General features: G+C 70.1%; 20 protein-coding genes. 8 read left to right on the top strand and 12 right to left on the bottom strand.

Going from position 1 to position 26,263, the window contains the following annotated elements:
- The first annotated feature begins 2 nt into the window (after positions 1 to 2).
- Positions 3 to 1,217, top strand: a complete 1,215-nt coding sequence (locus tag HD594_RS03225; protein WP_184749591.1) for a hypothetical protein — start codon at positions 3 to 5, stop codon at positions 1,215 to 1,217.
- 42 nt (positions 1,218 to 1,259) lie between these two features.
- Here the strand turns inward: HD594_RS03225 and HD594_RS03220 are convergent, their stop codons facing one another.
- Complete coding sequence (locus HD594_RS03220; RefSeq protein WP_184749590.1) at positions 1,260 to 2,348, bottom strand: mechanosensitive ion channel family protein; 1,089 nt, start codon at positions 2,346 to 2,348, stop codon at positions 1,260 to 1,262.
- Positions 2,349 to 2,464: 116 nt separating this feature from the next.
- Between HD594_RS03220 and HD594_RS03215 the strand changes: the two genes are divergently transcribed.
- Complete coding sequence (locus tag HD594_RS03215; RefSeq protein ID WP_184749589.1) at positions 2,465 to 2,863, top strand: nuclear transport factor 2 family protein; 399 nt, start codon at positions 2,465 to 2,467, stop codon at positions 2,861 to 2,863.
- Positions 2,864 to 2,875: 12 nt separating this feature from the next.
- On the opposite strand, the gene HD594_RS03210 is transcribed toward HD594_RS03215, so the two are convergent.
- From HD594_RS03210 to HD594_RS03185, 6 genes are all read right to left on the bottom strand, one after another.
- Positions 2,876 to 3,265, bottom strand: a complete 390-nt coding sequence (locus tag HD594_RS03210; RefSeq protein ID WP_184749588.1) for a DUF779 domain-containing protein — start codon at positions 3,263 to 3,265, stop codon at positions 2,876 to 2,878.
- A gap of 148 nt (positions 3,266 to 3,413) precedes the next feature.
- Positions 3,414 to 4,961 carry an acetaldehyde dehydrogenase ExaC gene (gene exaC, locus HD594_RS03205; protein WP_184749587.1) on the bottom strand — a complete coding sequence of 516 codons (1,548 nt, stop codon included), beginning with the start codon at positions 4,959 to 4,961 and terminating at the stop codon, positions 3,414 to 3,416.
- A 177-nt stretch (positions 4,962 to 5,138) separates the two neighbouring features.
- Entirely contained in the window at positions 5,139 to 7,304 is a 2,166-nt protein-coding gene (gene malQ / locus HD594_RS03200) for a 4-alpha-glucanotransferase (RefSeq protein WP_184749586.1), read from the bottom strand.
- A 115-nt stretch (positions 7,305 to 7,419) separates the two neighbouring features.
- A complete protein-coding gene (locus HD594_RS03195; protein WP_184749585.1) occupies positions 7,420 to 7,656 on the bottom strand; it encodes a hypothetical protein in 237 nt (78 codons plus the stop codon).
- Between the two features lie 102 nt (positions 7,657 to 7,758).
- Positions 7,759 to 9,045: a GAF domain-containing protein gene (locus HD594_RS03190; RefSeq protein WP_246413838.1), complete on the bottom strand. Its 1,287-nt coding sequence runs from the start codon at positions 9,043 to 9,045 to the stop codon at positions 7,759 to 7,761.
- 144 nt (positions 9,046 to 9,189) lie between these two features.
- Positions 9,190 to 10,695 (bottom strand): lipoxygenase family protein, encoded by a 1,506-nt coding sequence (locus HD594_RS03185; RefSeq protein WP_184749583.1) that lies wholly within the window; start codon positions 10,693 to 10,695, stop codon positions 9,190 to 9,192.
- 228 nt (positions 10,696 to 10,923) lie between these two features.
- Here HD594_RS03185 and HD594_RS03180 point away from each other — a divergent pair, with 228 nt between their 5' ends.
- Positions 10,924 to 11,904: a hypothetical protein gene (locus HD594_RS03180; protein WP_184749582.1), complete on the top strand. Its 981-nt coding sequence runs from the start codon at positions 10,924 to 10,926 to the stop codon at positions 11,902 to 11,904.
- Between the two features lie 147 nt (positions 11,905 to 12,051).
- Entirely contained in the window at positions 12,052 to 13,437 is a 1,386-nt protein-coding gene (locus HD594_RS03175) for an aspartate aminotransferase family protein (protein WP_184749581.1), read from the top strand.
- Positions 13,438 to 13,489: 52 nt separating this feature from the next.
- Here HD594_RS03175 and HD594_RS03170 read toward each other — a convergent pair whose 3' ends face one another.
- Positions 13,490 to 14,917, bottom strand: coding sequence for a CCA tRNA nucleotidyltransferase (locus HD594_RS03170; RefSeq protein ID WP_184749580.1), 1,428 nt, complete (start codon positions 14,915 to 14,917; stop codon positions 13,490 to 13,492).
- A gap of 10 nt (positions 14,918 to 14,927) precedes the next feature.
- Entirely contained in the window at positions 14,928 to 16,472 is a 1,545-nt protein-coding gene (locus tag HD594_RS03165; protein WP_271171283.1) for a DUF7059 domain-containing protein, read from the bottom strand.
- Between the two features lie 108 nt (positions 16,473 to 16,580).
- On the opposite strand from HD594_RS03165, the gene HD594_RS03160 reads away from it, so the two are divergent.
- The 4 genes from HD594_RS03160 to trxA all read left to right on the top strand — a co-directional run bounded on the left by HD594_RS03160 (position 16,581) and on the right by trxA (position 21,898).
- On the top strand, positions 16,581 to 18,842 hold the full coding sequence (locus HD594_RS03160) for a DUF6049 family protein (RefSeq protein ID WP_184749579.1): 2,262 nt from the start codon (positions 16,581 to 16,583) through the stop codon (positions 18,840 to 18,842).
- Positions 18,839 to 20,443, top strand: coding sequence for a murein biosynthesis integral membrane protein MurJ (murJ, locus tag HD594_RS03155; protein ID WP_184749578.1), 1,605 nt, complete (start codon positions 18,839 to 18,841; stop codon positions 20,441 to 20,443). The genes HD594_RS03160 and murJ overlap by 4 nt, the downstream gene beginning before the upstream one ends.
- A gap of 70 nt (positions 20,444 to 20,513) precedes the next feature.
- Entirely contained in the window at positions 20,514 to 21,497 is a 984-nt protein-coding gene (trxB, locus tag HD594_RS03150) for a thioredoxin-disulfide reductase (RefSeq protein WP_184749577.1), read from the top strand.
- 77 nt (positions 21,498 to 21,574) lie between these two features.
- The gene (gene trxA, locus HD594_RS03145) at positions 21,575 to 21,898 is read left to right on the top strand and encodes a thioredoxin (protein ID WP_184749576.1); all 324 of its coding nucleotides are present in this window, start codon (positions 21,575 to 21,577) and stop codon (positions 21,896 to 21,898) included.
- An 87-nt stretch (positions 21,899 to 21,985) separates the two neighbouring features.
- Here trxA and HD594_RS03140 read toward each other — a convergent pair whose 3' ends face one another.
- Genes HD594_RS03140 through HD594_RS03130 form a run of 3 tightly spaced genes read right to left on the bottom strand, consistent with a single transcriptional unit; the run spans position 21,986 to position 24,279 of the window.
- Positions 21,986 to 22,330, bottom strand: a complete 345-nt coding sequence (locus HD594_RS03140; protein ID WP_184749575.1) for a tryptophan synthase subunit alpha — start codon at positions 22,328 to 22,330, stop codon at positions 21,986 to 21,988.
- 30 nt (positions 22,331 to 22,360) lie between these two features.
- Entirely contained in the window at positions 22,361 to 23,347 is a 987-nt protein-coding gene (locus tag HD594_RS03135; protein ID WP_184749574.1) for a ParB/RepB/Spo0J family partition protein, read from the bottom strand.
- Complete coding sequence (locus HD594_RS03130; RefSeq protein ID WP_373877202.1) at positions 23,347 to 24,279, bottom strand: ParA family protein; 933 nt, start codon at positions 24,277 to 24,279, stop codon at positions 23,347 to 23,349. The genes HD594_RS03135 and HD594_RS03130 overlap by 1 nt, the downstream gene beginning before the upstream one ends.
- Between the last annotated feature and the right edge of the window lie 1,984 nt (positions 24,280 to 26,263).

The raw sequence follows: 26,263 nt of genomic DNA, 5'->3' as shown, positions 1-26,263 counted from the left end.
GCATGGCAGCCGCGCCGTTCGACGCCCGCCCGCTGACCGAACCGGTCGATCGCGCCGCCGTGCGCGCGCACACCCGCAACCTGCGCGCGCTGGGGCAGGTCCCGACGAACCGGAATGTGTTCCTGATCGTCGTGATCGTGTTCATGGCGGTCGTCTTCGCGAACGTCTTCGGGTCGGTCATCGTCGCGGTGTTCGCGGCGGTGTTCGGCGCCCTCGGCGAGGGGCAGTGGTCGTTCGTGCCGTTCCTCGCCCTCGTGCCCGTGATCTTCGTCATCGCGGTGTTCGTCGCCGTCGGCGTGTTCGTCTTCCGCCGCATGCTGGGATCGGGCGAGAAGTGGTACCGGCTCGACCGCTTCGCGCGCGCCAACGGCATGTCGTACCGGCCGGTGCTCGCCTCGCCCCCGCTGCCGGGGATGATCTTCGGGCAGGGTCACTCGCGCCAGGCGCTGGACATGGTGCGCGGCGACCGCCCCCGCTTCGTCGAGTTCGCCAACTACCGGTACACGACCGGCTCGGGCAAGAACAGCACGACGCACGTGTGGGGCTACGTCGCCGTCAAGCTCGACGTGCCGCTGCCGCACATCGTGCTCGACGCGACGAGCAACAACACCCTCTTCGGCTCGAACCTGCCGTCGACGTTCGACCGTGCCCAGCGGCTGAGTCTCGAGGGCGACTTCGACCGGTACTTCGCGCTGTACTGCCCGCGCGGGTACGAGCGCGACGCGCTCTACCTGTTCACGCCCGACATCATGGCCCGCTTCATCGACAACGCCGCCGCCCTCGACGTCGAGATCGTCGACGACTGGCTGTTCCTCTACGCCAAGCGGGACTTCTCGACCCTCGACCCGGCGATGTGGGCGTGGCTGTTCTCGGTCGTGGGCGCGCTGCTCGACAAGCTCGAGCAGTGGGCGCGCTGGCGCGACGAACGACTGAGGGCGGATGCCGCCGCAGCGGCCCGTTCGGCGGCGGCATCCGCCCCCCTCGCCGCCGCGGGCGTCGACCCGGTGCCCGGCGGCCACGCGGCGGTGCCGTTCGAGACGCCGCTCGCGGCGCTGCGCCCGCCTCCGGGTGTCGCAGCCCCTGGCCGGCGACTGCGCAAGGGCGTGCCGTGGGTGGTGACCATCATCTTCGGCGGCATCATCGCGTTCTGGATCTTCACCCAGTTCGGCGGTTTCGCGCTGCTGTTCGGCGGCCTGTTCGGCGGGTTCTCGCCGTAGCGGCAGCCGTGCGTCCCGTTCGCCGGCACCGCCGTCGCGGGGTCACGCGGACGCGGGATCCTCCCTGCCGGAAACGAGCGGCCGCTCCGCCAGAATGCGGCGCGCCGGCAGGCCCTCGGGCGCCTCGCGGCGCACCCAGGCCGCGATCTTCTCGCGCACGAGAACGCGCAGGTCCCACAGGGCGCTGGAGTCCGCGGCGCTGACGGTGACGCGCACCTGCAGCACGCCGCCCGAGGCATCCGTCACCGCGATGCCCTTGCTCTTGCCGTCCCACAGGTCGGTGTCGTCCAGGATGCGGTCGAGCTCGGCGCGCATCTCGTCGACGTCGATGCGCCAGTCGAGGTCGAAGTACACCGTGCCCAGCAGCTCACGGCCGAGCTTCGTCCAGTTCTCGAACGGGGTGCTGGTGAAGTACGTGCACGGCAGCACGAGGGTGCGCTGATCCCACACCTGCATCACGACGTAGCTGAGCGTGATCTCGTTGATGCGGCCCCACTCGCCCTCGACGACCACGACGTCGCCGACGCGGATCGCCTCGTTGAAGGCGAGCTGCACGCCCGCGAACAGGTTGCCGAGCACCGACTGTGCGGCCAGGCCGGCGACGATGGAAGCGACGCCGGCGGATGCCAGCACGCTCGCCCCGAGGGCACGCACGCCGTCGAACGTCATGAGGATCGCGCCGACGGCGAAGACGACCAGCGTCGCGATGACGAGGCGCCGCACGATCTGCATCTGCGTCTGGATCTTGCGCGCCGATGCGTCGTCCTTCTCCATGATGTTGTACCGGCGCGCGCCGGAGTCCAGGAAGAACAGGAACAGCTGCGCGGCCAGCCACGTCACCGAGATGATGAGCAGGATCACGAAGAAGTGGATGATGCCGGTGATCCAGTCCTCGCCGATCGGCGCCACGACCGTCGAGATGATCAGCGCGAGCAGCAGCAGCGTGACGCGGAACGGCCACTTGGTGCGGGTGCTCAAAGCCTTCGGCCAGGTGTGACGGCGGCCGAGGATCGCGAGCACCACGGCGGCGACGATCGAGACGACGATCACGACGCCGACCAGGATCCCGAACACGATGCCCCATGCGCTCCACTGCTCCCACGGGTCGGCACTCGCCAGCAACTCGTCCACGGCTCTCCTTCTCGACGGCGTGGAGTCCACGGTAATGAGAAGTGTGGGGGGTGGCGCAAACCGGGGCCGCCGCGCGGCGCGAGCCGCTAGGCCGGCGCGCCGCCATAGTGGTCACTATGACGAGCGCCGAGACCACCGAAGCCCTCATCCGCCGCTACTTCGCGATCGTCGCCGACCTGGCCTCGTCCGAAGACGAGCTGCGAGCCGTGCTGCATCCGGATGCCGTGCTGCGCGAGCTGCCGAATCCCATCGCGCCGACGGGGCACGTTCGGGGTGTGGACGAGACGGTGGCGGGGTTCCTCGCCGGCAAGGAGCGCCTGACCGAACAGCGCATCGACGTTCTCGAGGTGCTGGTGGCAGGCGACCGCGCCGCCGTGCGGTCCGTGTGGCACGGCCGGCTCGGCGACACAGAGATCACCTCCCACATGGCCGGGTTCATCACGGTGCGTGACAACCGCATCGCAGCACACGACACCTACGACTGCTACGAGCCGTTCGCCCTCCCCGGCGCCTGAGCTCGGGGCCGGTCAGGCGGGCTCCTTCAGCCCGAAGTGCTCCAGCTCGACGTCGTCCAGCATCCGAGACCGGATGATGAACCGCATGCCGGTGGGGCCCTCGACGCTGAAGCCGGCGCCGCGGCCGGGGACGACGTCGATCGTGAGGTGCGTGTACTTCCAGTACTCGAACTGCGACTCCGACATGTAGACCTCGATCGGGTCGTCGAGGCCGACCTCGATCGTGCCGAGCATCACATCGCTCGGGCCGGTCATGAACATGCCGATCGGATAGCACATGGGGGCTGAGCCGTCGCAGCATCCGCCTGACTGGTGGAACATCAGCTTGCCGTGCTGGGCGGTCAGCTGCCGCAGCAGGGCTGCGGCGTCGTCCGTCACGGCGACGCGCGTGGGCGTGGGCATGGGGTCACCTTTCCAAGGGAGGGGTGTGCCGCAACGCAGGAGGAAAGGAGGTCCTGCGGCCGGATCCGCCGATCCACGGCCCGGATCTCCTGCGTTGCGGCACGGTGGCGGGCGCCTTCGCTGGGGACTGGGGCGCCCGCCGTGCTGTTTAGAAGAAGCCCATCGCGCCTTCGGCGTACGACACCAGCAGGTTCTTCGTCTGCTGGTAGTGGTCGAGCATCTTCAGGTGGTTCTCGCGGCCGATGCCGGACTGCTTGTACCCGCCGAACGCCGCGTGCGCGGGGTACTGGTGGTACGTGTTCGTCCAGACGCGGCCGGCCTCGATGGCGCGGCCGGCGCGGTAGGCGGTGTCTCCCGAGCGGCTCCAGACACCGGCGCCGAGGCCGTACAGCGTGTCGTTGGCGATGCCGATCGCGTCGTCGAAGTCGTCGAAGCTCGTGACCGAGACCACGGGCCCGAAGATCTCCTCCTGGAAGATCCGCATGTCGTTGGTGCCCTCGAACACCGTCGGGGCGACGTAGTACCCGCCCGACAGTTCGCCGCCGAGGTCGACCCGCTCGCCGCCGGCGAGCAGCTTCGCCCCGCCGTCCTTGCCGATCTGGATGTACGACAGGATCTTCTCGAGCTGGTCGTTCGACGCCTGCGCGCCGATCATCGTCTCGGGGTCGAGCGGATTGCCCTGCTTGATCTTCGCGACGCGGTCGAGGCCATCGCCGAGGAACTGGTCGTACACCGACCGCTGGATGAGCGCCCGCGACGGGCACGTGCAGACCTCGCCCTGGTTGAGCGCGAAGAACGTGAAGCCCTCGAGCGCCTTGTCGTAGTAGTCGTCGTTCGCGCGGCACACGTCCTCGAAGAACACGTTCGCGGACTTGCCCCCGAGCTCGAGCGTGACCGGGATCAGGTTCTGCGACGCGTACTGCATGATGAGGCGGCCCGTCGTGGTCTCACCCGTGAAGGCGACCTTGCGGATGCGCTTGTGCTGCGCGAGGGGCGCCCCCGCCTCGATGCCGAAGCCGTTGACGATGTTGATGACACCGGCCGGGATGAGGTCCTCGATCAGCTCCATCAGGAACAGGATCGACGCCGGCGTCTGCTCGGCGGGCTTGAGCACGACGCAGTTGCCCGCGGCGAGCGCGGGGGCGAGCTTCCACGTCGCCATGAGGATCGGGAAGTTCCACGGGATGATCTGGCCGACCACGCCGAGCGGCTCGTGGAAGTGGTACGCGATCGTGTCGCCGTCGATCTCGCTGAGCGAACCCTCCTGGGCGCGCAGCACGCCGGCGAAGTAGCGGAAGTGGTCGATCGCGAGCGGGATGTCGGCGGCGAGGGTCTCGCGCACCGGCTTGCCGTTCTCCCACGTCTCGGCGACGGCGATCTTCTCGAGGTTCTCCTCCATGCGGTCTGCGATCTTGTTGAGCATGATCGCCCGCTCGGCGGCGGTGGTGCGCTTGTAGGACTCGAACGCCTTCCACGCGACCTCGACGGCCCGGTCGATGTCCTCGACGGTGCCGCGGCCGACCTCGACGAACGGCTTGCCGGTGACGGGGGTGATGTTCTCGAAGTACTGGCCCTTGATCGGCTCGACCCACTCGCCGCCGATGAAGTGGCCGTAGCGGGAACGGTACTGGGCGACGCTGCCGCGCTCGCCCGGGGCGGCGTAGACGCTCGAGACGCCTTCTTCGACGATGGTCATTGCTGTCTCCTTCGACTGCGGCCGCGACGTCCGTCGTCGCGGGTGAGTTGCGTCGAAGCTAGGACGGGCAACGTTGCATCCGGTTGCATCTACGTTGCAGCCTGGCCGCGCTGCCCCGCCGACGTGCGGATACCGCACAGCAGCGGATGCCGCGGGCGGCGGCATCCGCGACGGCGGTCAGTACGCGGCGTCGCGGAGCGCCTGGTCCACCGACCTGGTGAGCGAGCGGTACCGCTCCATTCCCGGGATGTCCTCGAGCAGCACGGCCTCGCCGTCGGAGTCGGCGAGGGGGATCTGCCAGTTCGGGTACTCCTTGTCGGTGCCCGGCTGATTCTGCACGCGACGCTCTCCCACGGCATCGACGAGCGAGACGCCCAGCAGCTGGCTGGGGGCCGCGACGAGGAAGAGGTGCAGTGCCTCGATGATCTGCTCCTCGGTGGCGCCCTCGGCGAGCAGTCCCCGCTCGCGCAGCGCCGACAGGACGGCCTCCTGCTCGCGGACCGCCTCGGCCCGCGCCTCTTCCACGGGCTGGTCGAGCAGCCCGAGGCGCTCGCGCAGATCCACGTGCTCGCCGGCGAGGTAGCCGGCGGTCGGCGGCAGGTCGTGGGTGTTGACCGTCGCCAGGAGCGCGGTGCGGTAGTGCTCGGGCGGCTTCGGGCGGTCGCCCTCCATCTCGAACCACAGCACCGACGTGCCGAGGATGTTGCGCTCGGACAGGTAGTCGCGAACCCACGGCTCGACCAGTCCCAGGTCCTCACCGATGATGACGGCGCCGGCGCGGTGCGCCTCGAGCGCGAGCACGCCGATCATGGCCTCGTGGTCGTACCGCACGTAGGTGCCGGCCGCCGGTCCCAGGCCGTCCGGGATCCACCACAGCCGGAAGAACCCGATGATGTGGTCGATGCGCAGCGCACCGGCGTGCTTCAGCAGGCCGCGGATCATGTCGCGCAGCGGCGCGTATCCGGCGCGAGCGAGCGCGCCCGGCAGCCACGGCGGCTGGCCCCACGTCTGGCCGAGCTGGTTGTACATGTCCGGCGGTGCGCCGACCGTGATCCCCGGGGCGTACATGTCACGCAGCGACAGGGCATCCGACCCCTTCGGGTGCACCCCCACCGCCAGGTCGTGCATCACGCCGATCCGCATGCCCGCGCCGAGCGCGGCGGCCTGCGCGGCCTCGGCCTGCTCCTGGGCGATCCACTGCAGCCACGTGTGGAAGGCGACGCGATCACCGAGGTCGATGCGCAGCTGCGCGACGAGCGGAGAGCGGATGTCCCAGGATTCCTCGGGCCGCTCGTCCACCTCGGCGTAGTGCTCCTCGAGCGCGCACCACAGCGCGAAGTCGGCCAGGTGCTCGCCGTGCTCGGAGACGAACGCGTCGAACGCGGCCTGGCGGGCGGCGGTGCGGGGCGCGGTGAACACGACCTCGAGGGCCGCGCGCTTGGCCGCCCACGCGGCGTCGCGGTCGACACGCTCGGGGTCGAGGTCGGATGCCGCGACCGTCGCGTGGGCCGCCGAGATGCGGGCACGGTCGGACGGGTCGAGGTAGGCGACCTCGCGGATGTCTTCGGGACGGATGTAGAGGGGGGCCACGAACCGGCGCGTCGCGGGCAGATACGGCGACGGCTCGATGGGCGGCACGACCTCGGCGGCGTGGATGGGGTTGACCAGCAGGAAGTCGGCACCCGATTCGGCCGCCACCGACGCGAGGTCGGCGAGGTCGGCGAAGTCGCCGAGGCCCCAGGACGCCCGCGAGCGCACCGAGTACAGCTGGGCCATGAGCCCCCACGCGCGGCCGCCGTGCCCGGGCCGCGACGGCGGCGGGGCCAGGCGCGTCGGCGTCACGACGAGGGTGCACGTCGCGGTGCGGTCGGCCGAGGCGCTGCCGTGCGGGATCTGCTGGGCGTATAGCTCGTGCCAGCCGAGCGGCAGATCGCCCGGAACCGGAATGTGGAGACGCCATACGATCTCGCCGTCGACGACGCGCGCCTGCGGCTGCTGACCCGGGATCGCGACGTCGCGCCACGACCCGTCCTCGAGCTTCACCTGCAGCCGGACGTCGTGGCCGTCCTGCACGTTGACGACGACCTCGCCCGAGCCCTGCCGGACGACCAGCGACGGGGGCAGGAACTCCCACCACGCGGCATCCGCCATCTCATCGAGGACCGCCTGGGGGTCGGCGTCGGTGTCCACGCCCATCGCCGCGAGCACCGCCCGCAGGGTCGTGGCGGGAACCTGCACGTGCTGGCCGAAGAACGACCAGTACGACGTGGCGATGCCGTGGGCCTCGGCGAGCTCTGTCAGCGCCGGCGTGGGTGTGTCGTCGGTGCCGCTGTGGTCGGTCATGCGTCCTCCCCCGTCATGCCGATCCTGCCAGGAATCGCGGTGTTCCGGCGAACACGAGAGAAGGACGCCGCGGCCGAAGCCGCGACGTCCTTCCATTCCCCCCGAGTCTGTGGTGTCAGCTGCACCGGTGGGCGGCGGCGATCCCGTTCACCACGAAGTTCTTGGCTCCGCCGACCGACCCCGTGACGTGGCCCGCATCGCGGGCCGCCGACACGAGCTGGCCGTAGCTGGCGCCGCATCCGTCGTTGATCTGCTTTCCATAGCCCGCGGCCGAGGCGGCGGCCGGGGCGGCGAGTGCGGCGCCGACGACGAGAGCCCCGCCGGCGAGTGCTGCAGCGATCTTCCTGCGCATGTCATTCTCCTGTGGATTACGAAGCACCTCGATGTGCTTCGCTAGGAAAACTAGCTAATTATCACTAGTCTGTCTAGCAATTCCTATTCATGAGAATGATTTTCAGTCGGGCTGCTCCTCCTTGGCCTGGAGCTGCTCGAGCTTTGCGACGAGGGCCGCGCGCTTCGGCGACCGCGGGGGCAGCATCCCCAGGCACAGCCTCAGCAGCTCCTCGTCCTCGGCGCCCGCGTCGGTGTCGGCGTACGCCAGCAGCACGTCGACCGACGCCTCGGCCATGAGTCCCTCGCGCAGAGTCATGCGCGCGGTCTCGCGCAGCTCCTCGACCCCCGGCGCGACCGAATCCGGCAGCACATCGCCGCGGTAGGCGGCGAGGGCGACGCGGTGGGCCCCGCGGTCCAGGAGCGACATCACCTGCTGCACGTCGGTCTCCACGTCGGTGGTGAGACGGTAGGGGCGGGATGCCGGCACCAGCGCGGGCGCCGACCGCTCGAGCACCTTGCGCAGCCGCACCATCTCGGGGCGCAGCGTGTCGGCGGCATCCGCCCCGCCGTAGACGAGTTCACCGAGCCGTTCGGCGGACAGTCCCTGGCGGTGCGTGGCGAGCATGAGCAGGATCTCGGCATGGCGCGTCGACAGCTCATGGACCCGCTCTCCATCGCTGCCTGCGACGTCGAGGAGCCCCCGGTCGCGGCCGAGAACGCGCAGTGTCACCCGCGCCGTGTCGCGCGGCGGCGGGGACCGGCGCGGGCGCGGCGGGGCTTCGGCCCGCTCGCGCAGCCGCGAGACCATCAGCTCACCCTCGATCGCGCGGGCGGTCGCGTCCACGAGCAGCTGCGCCTGCGCCGACACCGCCTCGGTGCCGCCCGTGACGTCAATGACGCCCAGGATGCGGCGGGTCTCGGGGTCGTGGACCGGAGCGGCCGTGCACGACCACGGCTGCACGAGCCGGTTGAAGTGCTCGGCCCCGTGGATCTGCACGGATCGGTCCAGACGCAGCGCGGTTCCCGGGGCGGCCGTGCCGACCGCCTCTTCGGACCAGTTCGCGCCCTCGACGAAGCCCATCGCGCCGGTGAGCGAGCGGATGCTGCGGTCCCCCTCGATCCACAGCAGGCGGCCGGCGGCATCCCCCACCGCCACGACCACGCCCGAGTCGTCCTCTTCGCCGGGCAGCAGGAGTCCGCGCACCATGTCCATCACACCGGAGAGCGGGTGAGCGCGGCGGTACTCCTCGAGGTCGGCCGCGCTGAGGTCGAGCGGGGGGAGCGACTCGGCGCCGACGAGATCCGCGAGGGCGCGGGTCCAGGATTCGCGGACCAGCGGGCGCACATCCCGCAGACGCTGGTCCGCGGGATTGCCGGCGAGGATCTCCTCGTGGGCGCGCTCGATCATCAGGCGGGACGTCTCGGGTGAGACATCACGTCTCGACGACCACGGCGATGACATGCGGCTCCGATCGACTCTGGCGGGAGCGTGGATCAAGTGTAGGCCGGATCGGACCGGGCGATGCAGGAGGGGACGTCCTGCGCCGGGCGCTCACCCGTTCATGTTGGCTTCGAGCATCTCGGGGTACACCTTGTACAGCGCCTGCGGCTCGGCTTCCATCCGTGTCTGCAGCGCGAGCAGGTCGGACAGGAAGGCGCGGAAGGCCGCGCGGCCCCTCCCGTCGAGCGCGAGATACGAGAAGTCCTGCATCATCGGCGAGCGCCGGATGTTGAGCCCGAAGTCGGCGTTGACCATCCGCTGGTAGACGTCCACCGGCTCGGGGGCGCCGTCGGTCCGGACCCGGATCGGCTCCACCTGGGTCCACAGCTGGTAGTTCCACAGCAGGGTGCCGTAGGCCTCGTGCTGGTAGGCGACGAGGTGGATGAGCGAGCCGATGAGACGGGATGCGGACTCCACCGTCCTCGCGTCACCGAGAACGCCCGCCCCGCCCGGGATCAGGCGGTCGAGCTCGGCGTACCAGCGCTGCACGTCGACGTCGGCGGCGAGCGCCGCGTCGTCGGGGTAGTAGGCGCGCAGGTAGCGCTCGGCGTGCGCGCGCATGACGTCGTGGTGGGCGAGCGAGTTGTCGAGGACGGGCACGTCGAGGCCGCGTCCGACGATGCCGCGCTTCTCGGCGTCCCGCTGCGGATCGACGACGATCGCGTCGAAGTCCCGGCAGGTGTCGTTGAACAGCCGCAGCAGCGATTCGCGCGTGAAGCTGAAGATCTCCTCGAAGTCGCCGCCCGCGCTGAGCTGGCCGACGGTGGTGACCCAGTTGCTGAACTGCGTGCGGAAGACATGCGGCCACAGCAGCCGCTTGAGCGGATGCGCTGCCGGCAGCGCGCTGCGCGTGGCGATCGAGAAGGCCGCCCCCGGCACGAGGTGCACCCAGTTGTAGTGGCGCACGAGCGAGGTGTGCGTCGTCGCGGCGCACAGCGCGAGCCCCACCGAGCGGTCCCAGTCGGCGTCCTCGGGTGTGACGGTGCCGAGCGCACTGTCGATCTCGACGGCGCGCAGTCGGTCGCCGTCCTGCACGAAGCTCACGTGCACGCCGAGGCGCACGAGACCCGGGTGCACGTCGTACTCGGCGAGCGAGCGCAGATCCCATTCGTACGTGTCGGGCCCCGTCGCGGTGACGTAGTGGGCGTAGGGGCTGGTGGTCGCCAGCAGACCGAGGTCGGGATCGCGGAACTCGTCGGGGAACTCCGGCGCCGGGAACAGCGCGCGGTGCGCCTCGGTGTACGCGCGGTCGAGGGCGGCACCGCGGTCGGCATCGACCGACGGGAGACCCGGGGCATTCGGTCCGAAGATGCGGAACAGTCGCTCCATCACGCTGTAGAAGCGCTGCGCCCGCAGGTCGTGCTCGTCTGTGGGGATGCGGTCGGCCACGAGGATCTCGTTGATCCCGATCCGCGGGAACCGGGTCGACAGCGGGACCCCGCGAACGACGGCCTCATCGCCACCCGGAACCGGGATGTCGACGACCTTCGCTCCGGCGAACTTGAGGGTCGCCAGTCGATTCCACATCCACCGTCGTGCTGTCCACATCTTCACCATGGACGGCATGCTATTGACGCTGTCGCCCGGGCGCCATGGTCAGGGCACACGACGGCAGCTGCGTCGGCCGGGTTGCGCGGTCGAACGACCCGCGAGCGTTCGTACGAGCGAAGGGGACTGTGACAGACTCGGGCGATGGCGACCGACCCGACGCGCGCCGAGCCGAGCCTGCCCCCGACGCGAAGGCGATCCGGCGGGGCTATCGGGCCGGGCGAGCCGGGGTCTGCCATGCGGTTCGCGTTCGCATGGCTTGCGCGTCGCACGACCGTCGCGACGTGGATCTTCGTCGCCGGTGCGATCGCCGGCTATGCATTCGGACTTGCCGTCGCCGCGCTCCAGCCCCCTCTGGCGACGCTCCTCGGGCTCGCCACGGGGGCGGCGGTCGCAGCCGTGTTCGCGGTGTGGGGCTTCGTCGAATCGTGGCGCACGCACCGTCGCTGGCGCCGTCTCGCCGAGTGGGCGGACGATCGCGGGTGGAGGGCCGCCTTCGCCGTCGCCAAGCGGCCGGCATCCGACATCATCGGGCTGCGCGGGGCTCGGGGCCGATCCACGCACCTCGTGGACCCCGACACGGGGATCCGGGTCGGCGATTGGGAGTACGCGCGCGAGTGGTCCACCCGGGGCGGCTGGACGGCTCACACATGGGGGTACATCGAGATCCCGCTCAAGGCGCCTGTGCCTCACATCGTCGTGGATTCCCGCCGCAATCGACGCTCTCTGGCCGTTCGCGCGGGCGCCGACCTGGTACCGGATCAGGTTCTCTCGCTCGAGGGAGACTTCGACGACCACTTCACGGTCTACTGCCCCGCCGGCTATGAGACGGACGCACTCTACTTCCTGAGTCCCGAGGTGATGGCCACGCTCATTGACACGGCGGCCGACTGGGACATCGAGTTCAACGACGACGCCATCGTGTTCTTCCGGCCCGGTTCCGTCCTCGCCGCGTCCGTGCACGGTCTCGACGATCTCGCCGCTCAGGCGGCCTTGTGGGAGCAGCGATCACGCCGGTGGGAGCACTGGCGCGACCACCGGCTCGGTGCTGTCCCGGTCATGGGCACGGACGGCACGCTCTCCCGTCCGCGAACACCTGTCGCCGAACCGGGGCGCACGCTCGAATCCAATCGCTGGTGGTGGGTGCTCCCGCTCGCGTTCGGTGGACTCATCGTCCTGCTCTACGCCTCTGTCGTGTCGGACATGATCACCGAATAGTCCCTGACCGGGGATTCACGGCTCTATCGGACTTGGTAGGATGTCCCCGTCATATTGACCGCCTCCGGCGCCAGGCCGACCGGAGGACCGTGCTTTCCGCAACCCGTCGATGCCAGGCCGATCGGCAGACATCATGCGGGAGGAAGCATGAGCACCCCTACGACAACACGCATCGATCGCGCTCGCATCGCCGAGCTGACCGCCCGCGAGGCCGCCCGCCTCGACGCCCGCACCGGGGCATCCGGTGAGATGTACAAGCGCGCCAGCGCGCACCTCGCCGGCGGTGTCGCGTCCAGCTACCAGCTGCGCGACCCGTGGCCGATCTACATCTCGCGCGGCTCGGGCCCCAAGGTCTGGGACGTCGACGGCAACGAGATGTGGGATTTCCACAACGGCTTCGGCTCGATGGTCCAGGGCCACGCGCACCCGGCCATCGGCGCCGCGATCGCCGAGCGCTACCCGATGGGCACGCACTTCGGGTGCCCGACCGAGGACGACGTCTTCGTCGCCGATGAGCTCGCCCGCCGCTTCGGCCTGCCCAAGTGGCGCTACACCAACTCGGGGTCCGAGGCGACGATGGACGCCATCCGCATCGCCCGCGCCCTCACCGGCCGCGACACCGTCATGAAGATCTTCGGCTCGTACCACGGCCACCACGACACCGTCATGGTGTCGATCGGCGTCGAGTACGACAAGATCGGCGACCGCGAGAACCTCGCGTCGCTCGCCTACGGCGCCGGCATCCCGCAGTCGGTCGTCGACATGACTGTCGCGGTGCCCTTCAACGACGCCGGCGCCATGGAGCGCCGCATCGAGCGCCTCGCCGCCGAGGGCCGCAAGCCCGCGTGCGTCATCATGGAGGCCGCCATGATGAACCTGGGCGTCGTCCTGCCCGAGCCCGGCTATCTCGAGGCCGTCCGCGAGATCACCCGCAAGCACGGCATCGTGCTCATCTTCGACGAGGTCAAGACGGGCCTCGCGATCGCCGCGGGCGGCGCGACCGAGAAGTTCGGCGTCACGCCCGACATGGTCACCATGGCCAAGGTGCTCGGCGGCGGCCTGCCCTCGGGCGCCATCGGCGGCACCGAAGAGGTCATGTCGGTCGTCGAGGACGGCTCGGTCTACCAGGTCGGCACCTACAACGGGAACCCGCTGTCGATGGTCGCCGCGCGGGCTTCGCTCGAGCAGGTGCTCACGCCCGAGGCGTACGCACACCTCGGCCACCTGAACGACCGCATCGTGAGCGGCTGCCAGGACGTCGTCGACCGCTACGAGCTGCCCGGCTACGCGCTCGGCATCGGCTCGAAGGGCTGCGTGACGTTCTCGACCACCAAGGTCGTCGACTACGAGTCGTTCAAGGAGAACCAGGATGCCGACCTCGCGAACCTCGCGTGGCTGTTCAACCTCAACCGCGGCATCTTCATGACGCCCGGTCGCGAGGAGGAGTGGACGCTGTCGGTCACCCACACCGACGAGGCGATCGACGCCTACGTCGCGGTGTTCGAGGAGCTGGCTTCGGAGCTCACGAAGTAGTCGCATCCGAACGGACCGCGGTCGCCCTCCGGGGCGGCCGCGGTTCATCGTCTCAGGCGCGGGCGGCCCACCACTCCCTCAGGCGTCGCTCGGCCTCGTCCGCTCCGACGATGCCTTCGTCGAGGCGGATGTCGAGGAGGAACCGGTAGGCCTCGCCCACCTCGCGGCCGGGAGCGATACCGAGGACCTCCTGGATGCGGTTGCCGTCGAGCTCGGGACGCATGGCGTCGAGCTGCTCCTGGGCGTCGAGCTCGGCGATGCGCGCTTCGATGTCGTCGTACGCCTTGCGCAGCCGGTTCGCCTTGCGCTTGTTGCGCGTGGTGACGTCGGCGCGGGTCAGGATGTGCAGGCGCTCGAGTTCGTCGCCGGCGTCTCGCACGTACCGCCGCACCGCCGAATCCGTCCACGCGCCCTCGGCGTAGCCGAAGAAGCGCAGGTGCAGTTCGATCAGTCGCGCGACGACCTTGGTCGTGTCGGCGTCGAACCGCAGCGCGTTCAGGCGCTTGCGCGCCATGCGGGCGCCCTTGATGTCGTGGTGGTGGAAGGTCACGCCGCCGCCGGGCTCGAGCCGTCGCGTCGCGGGCTTGCCGATGTCGTGCAGCAGCGCCGCGAGCCGAAGCGGAACGTCGGGCGCCTCGCCCGGATGCCGCGAGTGCTCCAGTTCGATGGCCTGGTTCAGGACCGTGAGCGAGTGCTCGTAGACGTCCTTGTGGTGGTGGTGCTCGTCGACTTCGAGCCGGAGCGCGGGAACCTCGGGGAGGAACTCCTCGGCGAGGCCCGTCTCGACGAGGATGCGGATGCCGCGCACCGGGGCGGCGGTCTGCAGCATCCTCACCAGCTCGCCCTGGATCCGCTCGGGGCTCACGATGTCGAGCGTCCTGCGCAGCTCGATCATCGCCGCGAACGTGGCCTCGTCGATTTCGAAGCCCAGCTGCGATGTGAAGCGGGCGGCGCGCAGCATCCGCAGCGGATCGTCGCCGAAGCTCACGTGGGGGTCGGTCGGCGTCCGCAGGCGCCCGGCGAGCAGGTCCTCCACGCCGCCGGTCGGATCCACCAGCGCCTTGCCGGGCACGCGCAGCGCCATGGCGTTGACGGTGAAGTCGCGGCGCACGAGGTCGCCCTCGAGCGTGTCGCCGAACTCGACGGTGGGCTTGCGGGTGACCCCGTCGTAGCTGTCGGCCCGGTACGTCGTGATCTCCACCGTCTCGCCGGCCACCTTGGCGCCGATCGTGCCGAACGCGCGGCCGATGTCCCAGTGCGCCGAGGCGATCGGCTTCACGACCCGCAGGATGTCATCGGGCTGGGCGTCCGTGGTGAAGTCGAGGTCGTGCACGTCGCGACCCAGCAGAGCGTCGCGGACCGGACCGCCCACGATCGCGAGGTCGAAACCGGCGTCGGCGAAGGCGCGTGCGAGGGTCGAGACGACGGGAGACTCGGCGAGCGCGCCGAGGCGCGCGACGCCCTCGGCCATGTTGAGCATGGCGTCAAGCCTAATCGGGCGCCTCCCCGGACGTGATGGCGCCGAACGTGAGGAATCCCGTGAAGAGCAGCTCGCGCACGCGCGGCATCAGGTCGGCGCGCAGCTTGTCGACGCCGACGTCCAGCAGCTCGGCGATCGCGGCGATGAGCGCGCCGACGGTCAGATCGCCGTCGCTCGCGCCGACGAGTGCGGCCAGCGCCGGGTCGACCGACATCGATCGCGCGAATCCTGCGCCCTGACGCAGTTCGATCACGGACGGGTCCTCGTGGCCGGGCACGTGGTGCCGGGCCTCGGTGACATCGGGCGCGACGACGAGGACGGATGCGGCCAGGGCTTCGTCGTCGAGCTCACGCAGGCGGTCGTGGGCGTCGAGCGCGTCGGCGACGTGCGCGCCGAGACAGCCCGCGATGGCGTGCGTGAGGATCTCGTACCGCGCAAGCGTGGGAGCTCCCGCGGCCGGCCGCCGCAGCAGGATGTACCCGAACCCGATCGACGACACGTCGCGCGCGTCGAAGTCCTCCAGCCAGGCGTCGACGAGTGCGGTGTAGTCGGCTGAACCGGGGGCGGTGCCGCCATCGCGCACCCACAGCTCGGCGTACGCCAGGGGGTCGAGGGACTCGCGCTCCACGATCCATGCGTCCAGCGGAATATCCGCTGCCTCCACCCATTCGCGCACGCGGTCCAGCCCGGCACGCGCACCCTGCGTCTCCCAATTCCCGAGGAGCTGCGCCACGCCGCCCGGCTCGAGATGCGCTCCCACGCCGCGCACGAACGCCGCCACCAGGTCGTCTCCGGCCATGCCGCCGTCGCGGTACTCGTACGCCGGGACGCCGTCGATCCGCGGCGTGATGACGAACGGCGGGTTGGACACGATTCGGTCGAACCGCTCCCCGGCCACCGGGCCGAACAGGCTCCCCGCGCGCGTGTCGATGCCGTCGACGCCGTTGATCAGCGCGTTCATGCGCGTGAAGCGCAGCGCGTGCTCCGAGATGTCGGTCGCGACCACCTCACCGGCATCGTGCCGCGCACGGAGGGCCTGGATGCCGCAGCCCGTCCCCACATCGAGAGCTCGGCGCGCGGGCCGGGGCAGCTGGAGTCCGGCGAGGGTCAGTGATGCGCCGCCGACGCCCAGCACATGGTCTTCGGGCAGCTGTCCGCCCAGCGCCGCCTCGTCCAGGTCGCTCGCGATCCACCACATGCCGGCGCCGCGCTCGTCGGCGAACGACTGCGGCCGGATCAGGGCCGTGGGGACGAAGATGCCGTCGTCGATCTGCCCGAGTCCGAGAGCACCGAGCCCTGCCGCTGCAGTCCTCGGCAGCGCGGCGTCGACGCGCGCGACCGACTGCGGCAGTCCCAGGACGAGCAGGCGTGCGAGGACGGCGAGAGGATCATCGCGGCCCTCCAGTGCGCGCACCGCCGGGCTCCTCAGTCCGCGGCCGACCGCGTCATCGGCGATCGCACCCCACGCCTCGCGCACCGCCTCGGCCTGGAACCCCGCGTCGGTGAAGTCCGCCGCGAGGGATCGGCACAGCTCTGCATCCGGTTCTGGCAGCACGGATCCATTCAACCGCGGCGGCCGCTCGGCGTACACGCCGGTTCGGTTCCGTAGAATCGCACCTGATCGTGCGGTCCGGACATCGCACAAGAAGCGAACCCCCCTCCCATGACCGTGACCCCCTCGCCCCCGCGTGCCGCGCGTCGCCGCGCGCTCGCGGCGGCTGTGGTCTCGGCGGTGCTCGCCCTGTCGCCGCTGTCGGCCCTGTCCGCCTCGGCGGCGACCGCGACACCCGAACCCACGGATCCCGCCTCCGACGCGTCCGGTTCCATCGACCTCACGCTCGCCCCGGTCAGCAGCGGCATCCTCGAACCCGGCGACAGCCTGACCGTCACGATGAAGCTCGACAACGGCACGCCGAACGAGATCGCGAGTTCGCCGGTGGACCTCGCCATCGGCACGCGCCCGCTGTCGTCGCGCACCGCCCTGTCGTCGTGGCTCGCCGGCACCGCCGCGGCAGTTGCGACGACCGAGCTCGCCGGCACGACGCTGTCGGCCGCCGAGCCGCTGACATCGTCTGTCCGGAGCCTCACGGTCCCGGCCTCGGCCGTCGGCCTCCAGGACCTCGAACCCGGCGTGTACCCGCTCGTCGCGACGATCTCGACCGGCGACGTCGACGTGTCGTCGACGAGTGCGATCGTCGTTCCCGATCCCGACGCCGACGAGGTGGCGACCACGCTCGTGGTCCCGGTCACTGCCGGTCCCCGCTCGACGGGCCTGCTCTCCGCCGCCGACCTGACGTCCCTCACGGCGTTCGACGGTGCGCTGACGGCCCAGCTCACCGCGGTCCGCGGGACGACCGCCGTGCTCGCCATCGATCCCGCGATCCCCGCGTCGATCCGCGTTCTCGGGAATCAGGCGCCCGCGTCGGCGCTGGAGTGGCTCACGGAGCTTCTGGCCCTCCCGAACGAGCGCTTCGCTCTGCAGTTCGGCGACGCGGATCCGGGTGTTCAGCTCGCGGCGGGGCTGGCGGAGCCCCTCGCACCCCGCGCGCTCACCGCGTATCTGAACCCGGAGGACTTCGACGGCTTCATCGACGGGACCCAGCCCACCGCGATCCCGACACCTGAGCCGACCGAGACGGATGCCGCCGAGGCGGAGGAGACCGAAGCGGACCTGCCGTCCCTCGATGAGCTCCTCTCCATCGGCGACTCCCTCACCGACGTGTACTGGCCGGCCACGGACTCCGTCACCGGTGACACGGTCGCGGCCCTCGGCGCCCTCGGATCCGACGGGTCCGCCCTCACGATCGTGTCATCGCGCACCACGGCGGCCGGTTCGTCCGGCGGCGTGGTCGCCGCGCGGTCGGCGGCAGGTGAGGCTTCCGTCCTGGTGTACGACGCCGAATCCTCGGCGGAACTCAGCGCCGCGGCCGCCGCCGATGAGCCGATCGCCCGCAGCGCCTCCGTCGCGGCGGCGACGGCGCAGCTCGCCTTCGCCGCGGCCGGATCGAGCGCCCGGCCCATCGCGATCGCCCTCGACCGCGGCGCCCTGCCCACGCGCACCGGGGCGAGCATCGTGATGACCGCGATCGACGACGCTCCCGGAATCGCGCTGACGACGCTCGACGAGCTCTCGGCGTCCGCCGAACGCAGCGTCACGATCGCCCAGGCCGAGGTCGACCCGGTCCGCGTGGGCGACACCGAGCGTCTCCGCGACGGCGAGGCCGACGTCGCCCGGTTCGCCACCATCCTGGAGGACCGCAGCCTGCTGACCGGGCCCGAGCGCGCCGAGATCCTCCAGCTGCTGGGCACCGCGTGGACCGCTGACCCGGCTGCGGCGCACCTCGCCGTGACCGCCCACGGTGCAGAGGTCGCCGACACTCTCGACTCCGTGGGGCTCCTGCCGACAAGCGACATCACGCTCGCCGGGTCGACGGCGTCGCTGCGGTTCTGGGTGCGCAATGACCTGCCGTACCCGGTCGATGTGGTGCTGCTCACCTCGTCCGACAACCTGCGCCTCTCGGTGGATTCCGCGATCCCGGTCGCGGCGACGGCCAGCAGCAACACGCGCGTCGTCGTTCCGGTTCAGGCGCGCATCGGCAACGGCCAGGTCGCCCTGGAGCTCGAGCTGCGCAGCCCGTCGGGGATCTCGATCGGAACGGCGCAGACGGTCGAGGTCAACGTCCGCGCCGAGTGGGAAGGCGTCGGAATCGCCGTGCTCAGCGTCCTCGTCGCCGGGCTCGTGGTGATCGGCGCCGTGCGCACGGTGCTCCGCCTGCGCTCCCGGCGACGTCCCGCTGACGGTGAGCCGGATGCCGCCGGCGCGCACGCGCCCGAGGAAGCGGATGCCGCCGACGCGGGTGATCCGCAGGCATCGGATGCCGCGCCGGCGGGCTCCGCCGAGGATGGTCCGGGAGGCAGCGGATGAGCGGCATCGGGCGGGCGAGCGTCCTCATCGGCGCCGGCACGGTCGTCTCGCGGGTGACGGGACTGCTTCGCTCGGTCGTGCTCGTCGCGGCCATCGGGTCGGTCGGCAGCCGCGCGGGCGACGCGTTCGGCCTGGCGAATCAGCTGCCCAACATCGTCTACGCGATCATCTCGGCGGGTCTGCTCAGTGCCGTGGTGGTTCCGCAGATCGTCAAGGCGGCCGCACATTCGGACGGCGGCAGCGCCTTCGTGTCGAAGCTGTTCACCCTGGGCACGGTGGTGCTGCTGGCCACCGCCACCCTCGCGACGATCGGCGCACCCTGGCTCGTCCAGCTCTACGGCCCCGAGTTCGCCCCCGACCAGATCGCCCTGGCGACGGCCTTCGCTTACTGGTGTCTGCCGCAGATCCTGTTCTACGGGCTGTACGCGCTCGTCGGCGAGGCGCTGAACGCCCGTCGCGTGTACGGGCCGTTCACCTGGGCGCCGATCGTGAACAACATCGTCTCGATCGCGGGCTTCGTCGTGTTCATCGTCGTCTTCGGCGGCCCCGTCACCGAGGTGGCGGATTGGACACCCGGCATGATCGCCCTGCTCGCCGGCACCGCGACGGGCGGCATCGTGCTCCAGGCGATCGTGCTGCTGCTGTTCTGGCGCCGCGCGGACCTTCCGGTCCGCCCCGATTTCCGGTGGCGGGGCGTGGGACTCAACCACATCGGCCAGCTGGCGGGCTGGACCTTCCTCATGGTCATCGCCGGGCAGATCGCGGGACTCGTCCAGTCGCGCGTCCTGTCGGGCGCGTCCGGCAGCGGACCGGCGACGCTGGCGTCGCAGAACGCGTGGCTGCTGTTCATGCTCCCGTATTCGATCATCGTGCTCTCGATCGGAACGCCCTACTTCACACAGCTCAGCGAGCACGCGTCCGCCGGCCGCGACGACGAGGTTCGCGGCGACATCGCCCGCAGCATCCGCACGCTCGGCCTGTTCATCGTGGTCGCGACCGCGGCCCTCGCCGCGGCGGCGGTGCCGGCATCCCGCATCTTCACCAATTCGGCCGAGCAGGCGCACCAGGCGGCTCCGGTGCTGCTGTGCTTCCTCGTCTCGCTCATCCCCCTGTCGGTGCTGTTCGTGATCCAGCGCACGTTCTACGCCTACGACGACACGCGAACGCCCTTCTACTTCACCCTCGTCCAGGCCGCGCTGGTCATCGTCACCGCCCTCATCGCCTCGGCTGTCGCGCCGGTGGAGCAGCTCGCGGCGGCCATCGCCCTGGGCCAGTCCATCTCGAGCACCGTGCAGGTCGTCATCGCGACGTGGCTGCTCGACCGCCGCCTCGGCGGCATCGGCACCGCATCGTGGACGCTGGCGCTGGGACGTTTCGCCCTCGCAGCGATCCCCGCGGGCCTCGCGGGCTACGGCGGCTATCTGCTGCTCGGCGGTGACACCGGCTGGACCGTCTCGGGACCGCTGCTGGGCGCGGTCGGAGCGGGCATCATCGGGCTCGTCGTCCTCGCCGTGTACATCGGTCTTCTCGCCCTTCTGCGCGCACCCGAGCTGGGGCCGGCGTTGACGCTGGCTCGTCGTGTGCTTCCGCCTCGCGGCTGACTCGGAGAATCGCGGAATCTTCCGCGGTTACCATGTGTTCTGCACTGGGAACCAATCGAAAGGGGCGCTCGTGCGTCAGGTCATCATCATCGGATCCGGTCCCGCGGGCTACACGGCTGCCATCTACGCGGCGCGCGCGAACCTCAGCCCGCTCGTCGTCGCGAGCTCGGTCGAGGCCGGCGGCGAGCTGATGAACACCACCGAGGTCGAGAACTTCCCGGGCTTCCCCGAAGGCATCATGGGCCCCGAGCTCATGGCGAAGATGCAGGAGCAGGCCGAGAAGTTCGGCGCCGAGGTCCTCTACGACGATGTCGTCGAACTCGACGTGGACGGTCCGGTGAAGACCGTCAAGCTCGGCAGCGGTGACAGCCACTCCGCGGATGCGGTGGTCTTCGCCACGGGTTCCGCGCCGCGCAAGATCGGCATCGAGGGCGAACAGCGCCTGTCGGGCCGCGGCGTCTCGTACTGCGCGACGTGCGACGGCTTCTTCTTCCGCGAGAAGGTCATCGCGGTCGTGGGCGGCGGCGACTCGGCGATGGAAGAGGCGACGTTCCTGACCAAGTTCGCCTCGAAGGTGTACATCATCCACCGCCGCGACGAGCTGCGCGCCTCGAAGATCATGCAGGAGCGCGCGTTCAAGAACGACAAGATCGAGTTCGTGTGGAACAGCGCGGTCGTGGACGTGCTCGGCGACGACGCCGTCACCGGCGTCGTGCTCGAGAACACCGTCGACGGCACGCGTTCCGAGCTCGCGCTCGACGGCGTCTTCGTCGCGATCGGCAACGACCCGCGCACGCACCTCGTCCACGACAAGCTCGACCTGACCGCGGACGGCACGGTGTGGGTCGAGGGCCGCTCCTCTCGCACGTCGGTCGCCGGGGTCTTCGCTGCCGGCGACGTCGTCGACCCGACGTACCGCCAGGCCGTCACCGCCGCCGGCAGCGGCACGGTGGCCGCTCTCGACGTCGAGCACTACCTCGCATCTCTCGGCGAGGCGGGCGCGCCCGACCCGGAGGGCGACCAGATCGCGGATGCCGCCGCCGTCGTCGCGTGACGGCGTGACCCGGAACAAGCCGCTGCCAGCACACGTTCTCTCCCCGTACCGACTTCCCACTTCCTGAAGGAGACACCATGACCGCGAAGGACACCACCTCCGCCACCTGGACCGAAGACGTCCTGAACGCCGACGGGCCCGTCCTCGTCGACTTCTGGGCCGAGTGGTGCGGCCCGTGCCGTATGGTCTCGCCCGTGCTCGACCAGATCCAGACCGAGCACCCCGACAAGATCACGGTGTTCAAGCTCAACGTGGACGAGAACCCCGATCTCGCGCTCAAGTACCAGATCACGTCGATTCCGGCGATGAAGGTCTTCAACAAGGGCGAGGTCGAGACGACCATCATCGGCGCGAAGCCGAAGTTCGCCCTCGAGAAGGATCTCGCCGCCTACATCGGCTGATCCCTCGGTCTTCCGGAGCCCCGGTCGACGGTCCCCGCGCTCCGCGGGCGGCGGTCACCGGGGCTTCGTCGTCGGTCTGCCCGACGATCAGGACGCGTCGGCGCGGACCGTCGCGTCCCAGCGCCGATGCGTGTTCGGCTCGCCGAGCAGCCGCCACACCGCCGGCGTCAGGGGCGGGTAGTCGAGCGCGATCTGGCGAAGGACCCGGTAATGGCGGGCGCGGCTCGGCCGAACGCCGCCGTCGGCTTCGATGTTCTCGGCCCTCAGCAGGAATACGACGAGCTCGTCGACGCTCGGCAGATCGTCCATGAACTCCCACGGGTCCTCGCCCGCGCGCAGCCGCTCGGCGATCAGCGCGGCCAGCTCATCGCCGGCCTCGGCGCGCAGCAGTTCGAGGCTCGCTCGCCGCTGCGGCCGATCGTCGTTCGTCACCCATCAAGGGTACGACGCCGCGAGTTCCGCTCAGGCCGATCCGTAGCCGTTCTCCCCGACCTCCTCGAGGATCCGGTTGAGATCCTGAATGCTCGCGAAATCAATGCTGATCTGGCCTTTTCGTGCTCCGAGAGAGATCCGGACGCGCGTGTTGAGGCGGTCCCCCAAACGCGTCGCCACCTCGTCGAGGTACGCGCGCCGCGCTCCGGCCTGCGGCTTCACGCCGCTCGGCGTCTCAGCGTCCACGCTCTTCGCCGCGGCCTCGGCGGCACGCACCGACAAGTCCTCGTTGACGATCTTGTCGGCAAGCTTCTGCATCGCCTCGGCGGTGGGAAGCGACAGGATCGCGCGCGCGTGGCCCGCGGACAGGACGCCGGCGGCGACGCGCTGCTGAACAGGTACGGGGAGCTTCAGCAGGCGGATCGTGTTGCTGATCTGAGGACGCGAACGTCCGATCCGCCCGGCGAGCTCCTCCTGGGTGATGCCGAAGTCCTCGAGGAGCTGCTGATACGCCGATGCCTCTTCGAGCGGATTCAACTCCGAACGGTGGAGGTTCTCGAGCAGGGCGTCTCGCAGCAGGTGCTCGTCGGACGTGTCACGGACGATCGCCGGGATCGAGGTGAGCCCGGCCTCGCGAGCCGCGCGGGTGCGCCGCTCGCCCATGATGAGCTCATACTCGTCGCCGCCCTTCGCCCGAACGACGACGGGCTGCAGCACGCCGAACTCGCGCACGCTGTGGACGAGCTCCGCGAGATCGTCGGGATCGAAGTTGGTGCGCGGCTGACGGGGGTTCGGCACGATCGCGTGGGGGTCGATGTGCGCGAGTCGTGCGCCGGGGACCGCGACGAGTTCCTCGTGGACCTCATCCGCTGCTTCGACGACGGCGGTGCCCGCGGACGCCCCTGTCGCTTCTTCGGAGCCCCGGGGGAAGAAGACGTCCGCGGGGCGTCCCTCCGCCTGCTCGGTCGTCGGGATCAGCGCCCCGATCCCTCGTCCCAGACCTGTGCGCTTGGCCATCAGGACTCCTCTTCGCTCGTGTTCTCGTGGGAGCGGCGGACCATCTCGACCGCCGCCTCCTTGTATGCGATCGCGCCGGCCGAGTGGCCATCGTAGGAGATGACCGTCTGCCCGAAGCTCGGAGCCTCGGAGACACGCACCGATCGCGGGATGATCGTTTCGAGCACCTGGCTCGGGAAGTGTTCACGCACCTCATCGGCGACCTGCTGCGCGAGACGCGTGCGACCGTCGTACATGGTGAGCATGATCGTCGACAGCTCGAGTCCGTGGTTCAGGTGCTGCTGGATCATCGTCACCGTGCCGAGCAGCTGGCTCAGCCCCTCGAGGGCGTAGTACTCGCACTGGATGGGGATCAGAAGCTCGTTCGCGGCGGTGAACGCGTTGATCGTGAGCAGGCCCAGCGACGGCGGGCAGTCGATGAGGATGAAGTCGAGCCGCTCGTCCAGACCCTGCAGGTAGTTCTCCAGCGCGGTGCGCAGTCGGTGCTCACGCGCGACCTGAGACACGAGCTCGATCTCGGCGCCGGCGAGGTGGATCGTGCTCGGCGCGCACAGCAGGTTCTCCGACTCGGGACTGGTCTGGATGATCTCGCTGATCGGCATCCCATCGATCAGCACGTCGTAGATGCTGGCGGTGTCGGCGCTGTGCGGCACCCCGAGGGCGGTCGACGCGTTCCCCTGCGGATCCAGATCGATCACGAGCACGCGAGCACCGAGTGCCGCCAACGCGGCCGCGATGTTGACGGTCGTGGTGGTCTTGCCCACGCCGCCCTTCTGGTTCGAGATGGTCAGGATGCGCGTACGCCCCGTGAACTCCACGTCGACACTGTCCAGAGCGCTGCGCCGAGCGGAAAGATCGGCGAGTTCGCGTGCAAGAGGGGTGTCGTCGAACGAGAAGGAGGTCGTCGCGTCCGTCTCGTCGGGTTGTTTCACGTGAAACACTCTCCCATTCGCACGGCGAAGAACAACGTGTTCCAGTTTAGTCGGCGCGGCCGACAGCCACCCCTCCGAAGCGGCGTTCCGGACCTTCCCGGAACCGGATCCGCCAGCGTCCCGCGCAAGCCAGACATTCCGCGGTCGTGCCCCGCCCACACGGGTGACGTCGGCCCCTGCATCGGCGGTCCTCCCGGGAACGTCCCTCCACAAGGCGGGGCCCGCTCGGGCAGCCGCCCCGGCATCCCGTGTTCAACGCTCCCCCTCGTCGACCCCGTGCGAGCGCGCTGCCGAAATTGTCGGTGTGCTCTTGGAGAATCTCCACCGGCGACCGCCCGGCTTCTCCGGGTGCCCCACGCCGCCCTCCCAACGCTCCGCCCACTCCCGTCCGGTGCACGCTGCATTCGCCTGGACCCTCGCGCCACGCGTTCGCCCGACCGCCCACGAGCATCCCTGCGCGCTCCGGCCGACCTCCGTTGCTCTGGCCGATGGTGTGCCCTCACGCTCACAGCCCGTTTCACGTGAAACACCCCCATCCATCGACGTTTCACGTGAAACAGCGTCGCTTTGGCACGTGCTGCGCACGCCCGAGGGTGCGCCGGTGCGTCCGCGCCAGAGCGTCCGAGTCCCTCAGCGCCTGTACCCCCCTGCGCGTGCGCGGGTATCTCGGCGACCCGGCACGACGTGCCCGCGCGCTTCTGGTGGTGGCGCGGGATGCATGCCCCCCCTTTCAGCAGTGCCGAGGTCGGCACGTCGCCCCGAACTCCCCCTCGGCGCGATGACCAGCAGCGCGGCGGATCGCATCAGATCCGCCAACGACACGCGAAGGGCTGGGCGCCCGTCGGATCCTCACGATCGAACCGTGCGGATCGCGGCGATGGTCATCGCGGCTCTGGACTCGCTGGTCACACCCCCGCCCCCTCTCCGTCGCCGCCGGCGGCGACCAGCTCCGGTACTCCCCGGAGGCGCAGTCAGACGACGCCGATCGCGGATCGGAGCGCTCGCGACGTCGCCGCTATCGGGATTCAAGCGACACCGATTCCTCGTCTGCCCTCCATCGACGAACTCGCCCCGGACGGCTCCCGTCGTCCCTGTGTTCATGTTTCACGTGAAACATCTGTGACGACGAGATTGACCCCCAACTGCCGCCACACACGCGCGCCCCGGTCGCCGGCGGCAGCACCCATCGACGATCGGGACGACCACGTCATCGGCTTCTCTTCCCCACTCCCACGTCAGCCGCCGACCCCGCGCGCACCGGGGTCTATCCCACCGCACATCGGGATGGGAGCCGCGTGCGTGGGCTCGACCTGCTCCCGCCTCGCCACCGGCGCGCCTGGGTGAGAGGACGCACACGCCATCGCACCGCAGACACGCGGGAGCTCCGCGCACTCCGCGTCTCAACCGTCCCCGACGCACCAGACCCCCAGAGCCCGGATCGCGGCCCCGGCCCACGCGTCGCGCTCGAATCACGCGATGTGGAGGCGACGCCTTCCGTGCTCGACCGCGCCCGCGACGGATGCCCAGGCGCAGCTCGCGACGCAGCTCCGCCGCTCGTTCGAATGCGCACGGCATGACCGGTCATGGACCGCGGGCGAATGTGAGGACGCGGGCGGACGTGCCGGCTTCTCGTGCTCTCTCTCACGCTGCCTTCGATGCGCAGGCGTGCGCCGCCTTTCGTCTCGAAGGACTCTCCAGGTGGATGGCGGGGCCTCACTGCTCACTCCTGATGACCCTGGTGGCGTCTGAAACAACCTCGCGCAACGAACGCGTGCCTGGCTCCCACTTCCCGCCGTACCGCCTGCGCTGCGCGGGTTCTCCGTGCGGGCACCGGGTCGCCTTCCAGGCACCGACCGTTTCACGTGAAACATCGCTGCACCGGTGGGCAGTCCCGCATTCTCCGCATGACAGGGATGCGGCATCACTCGTGAAGCTGCGGCTACGGATCAAGGAAGCGTGTCCTGCCCCCCGTATGCGAGCGCCG

Origin of the sequence: Microbacterium thalassium, from assembly GCF_014208045.1 — a bacterium.
Lineage (GTDB): Bacteria > Actinomycetota > Actinomycetes > Actinomycetales > Microbacteriaceae > Microbacterium > Microbacterium thalassium.
Note: the sequence above shows the minus strand (reverse complement) of the source record. Positions and strands in the feature narration are given on the sequence as shown.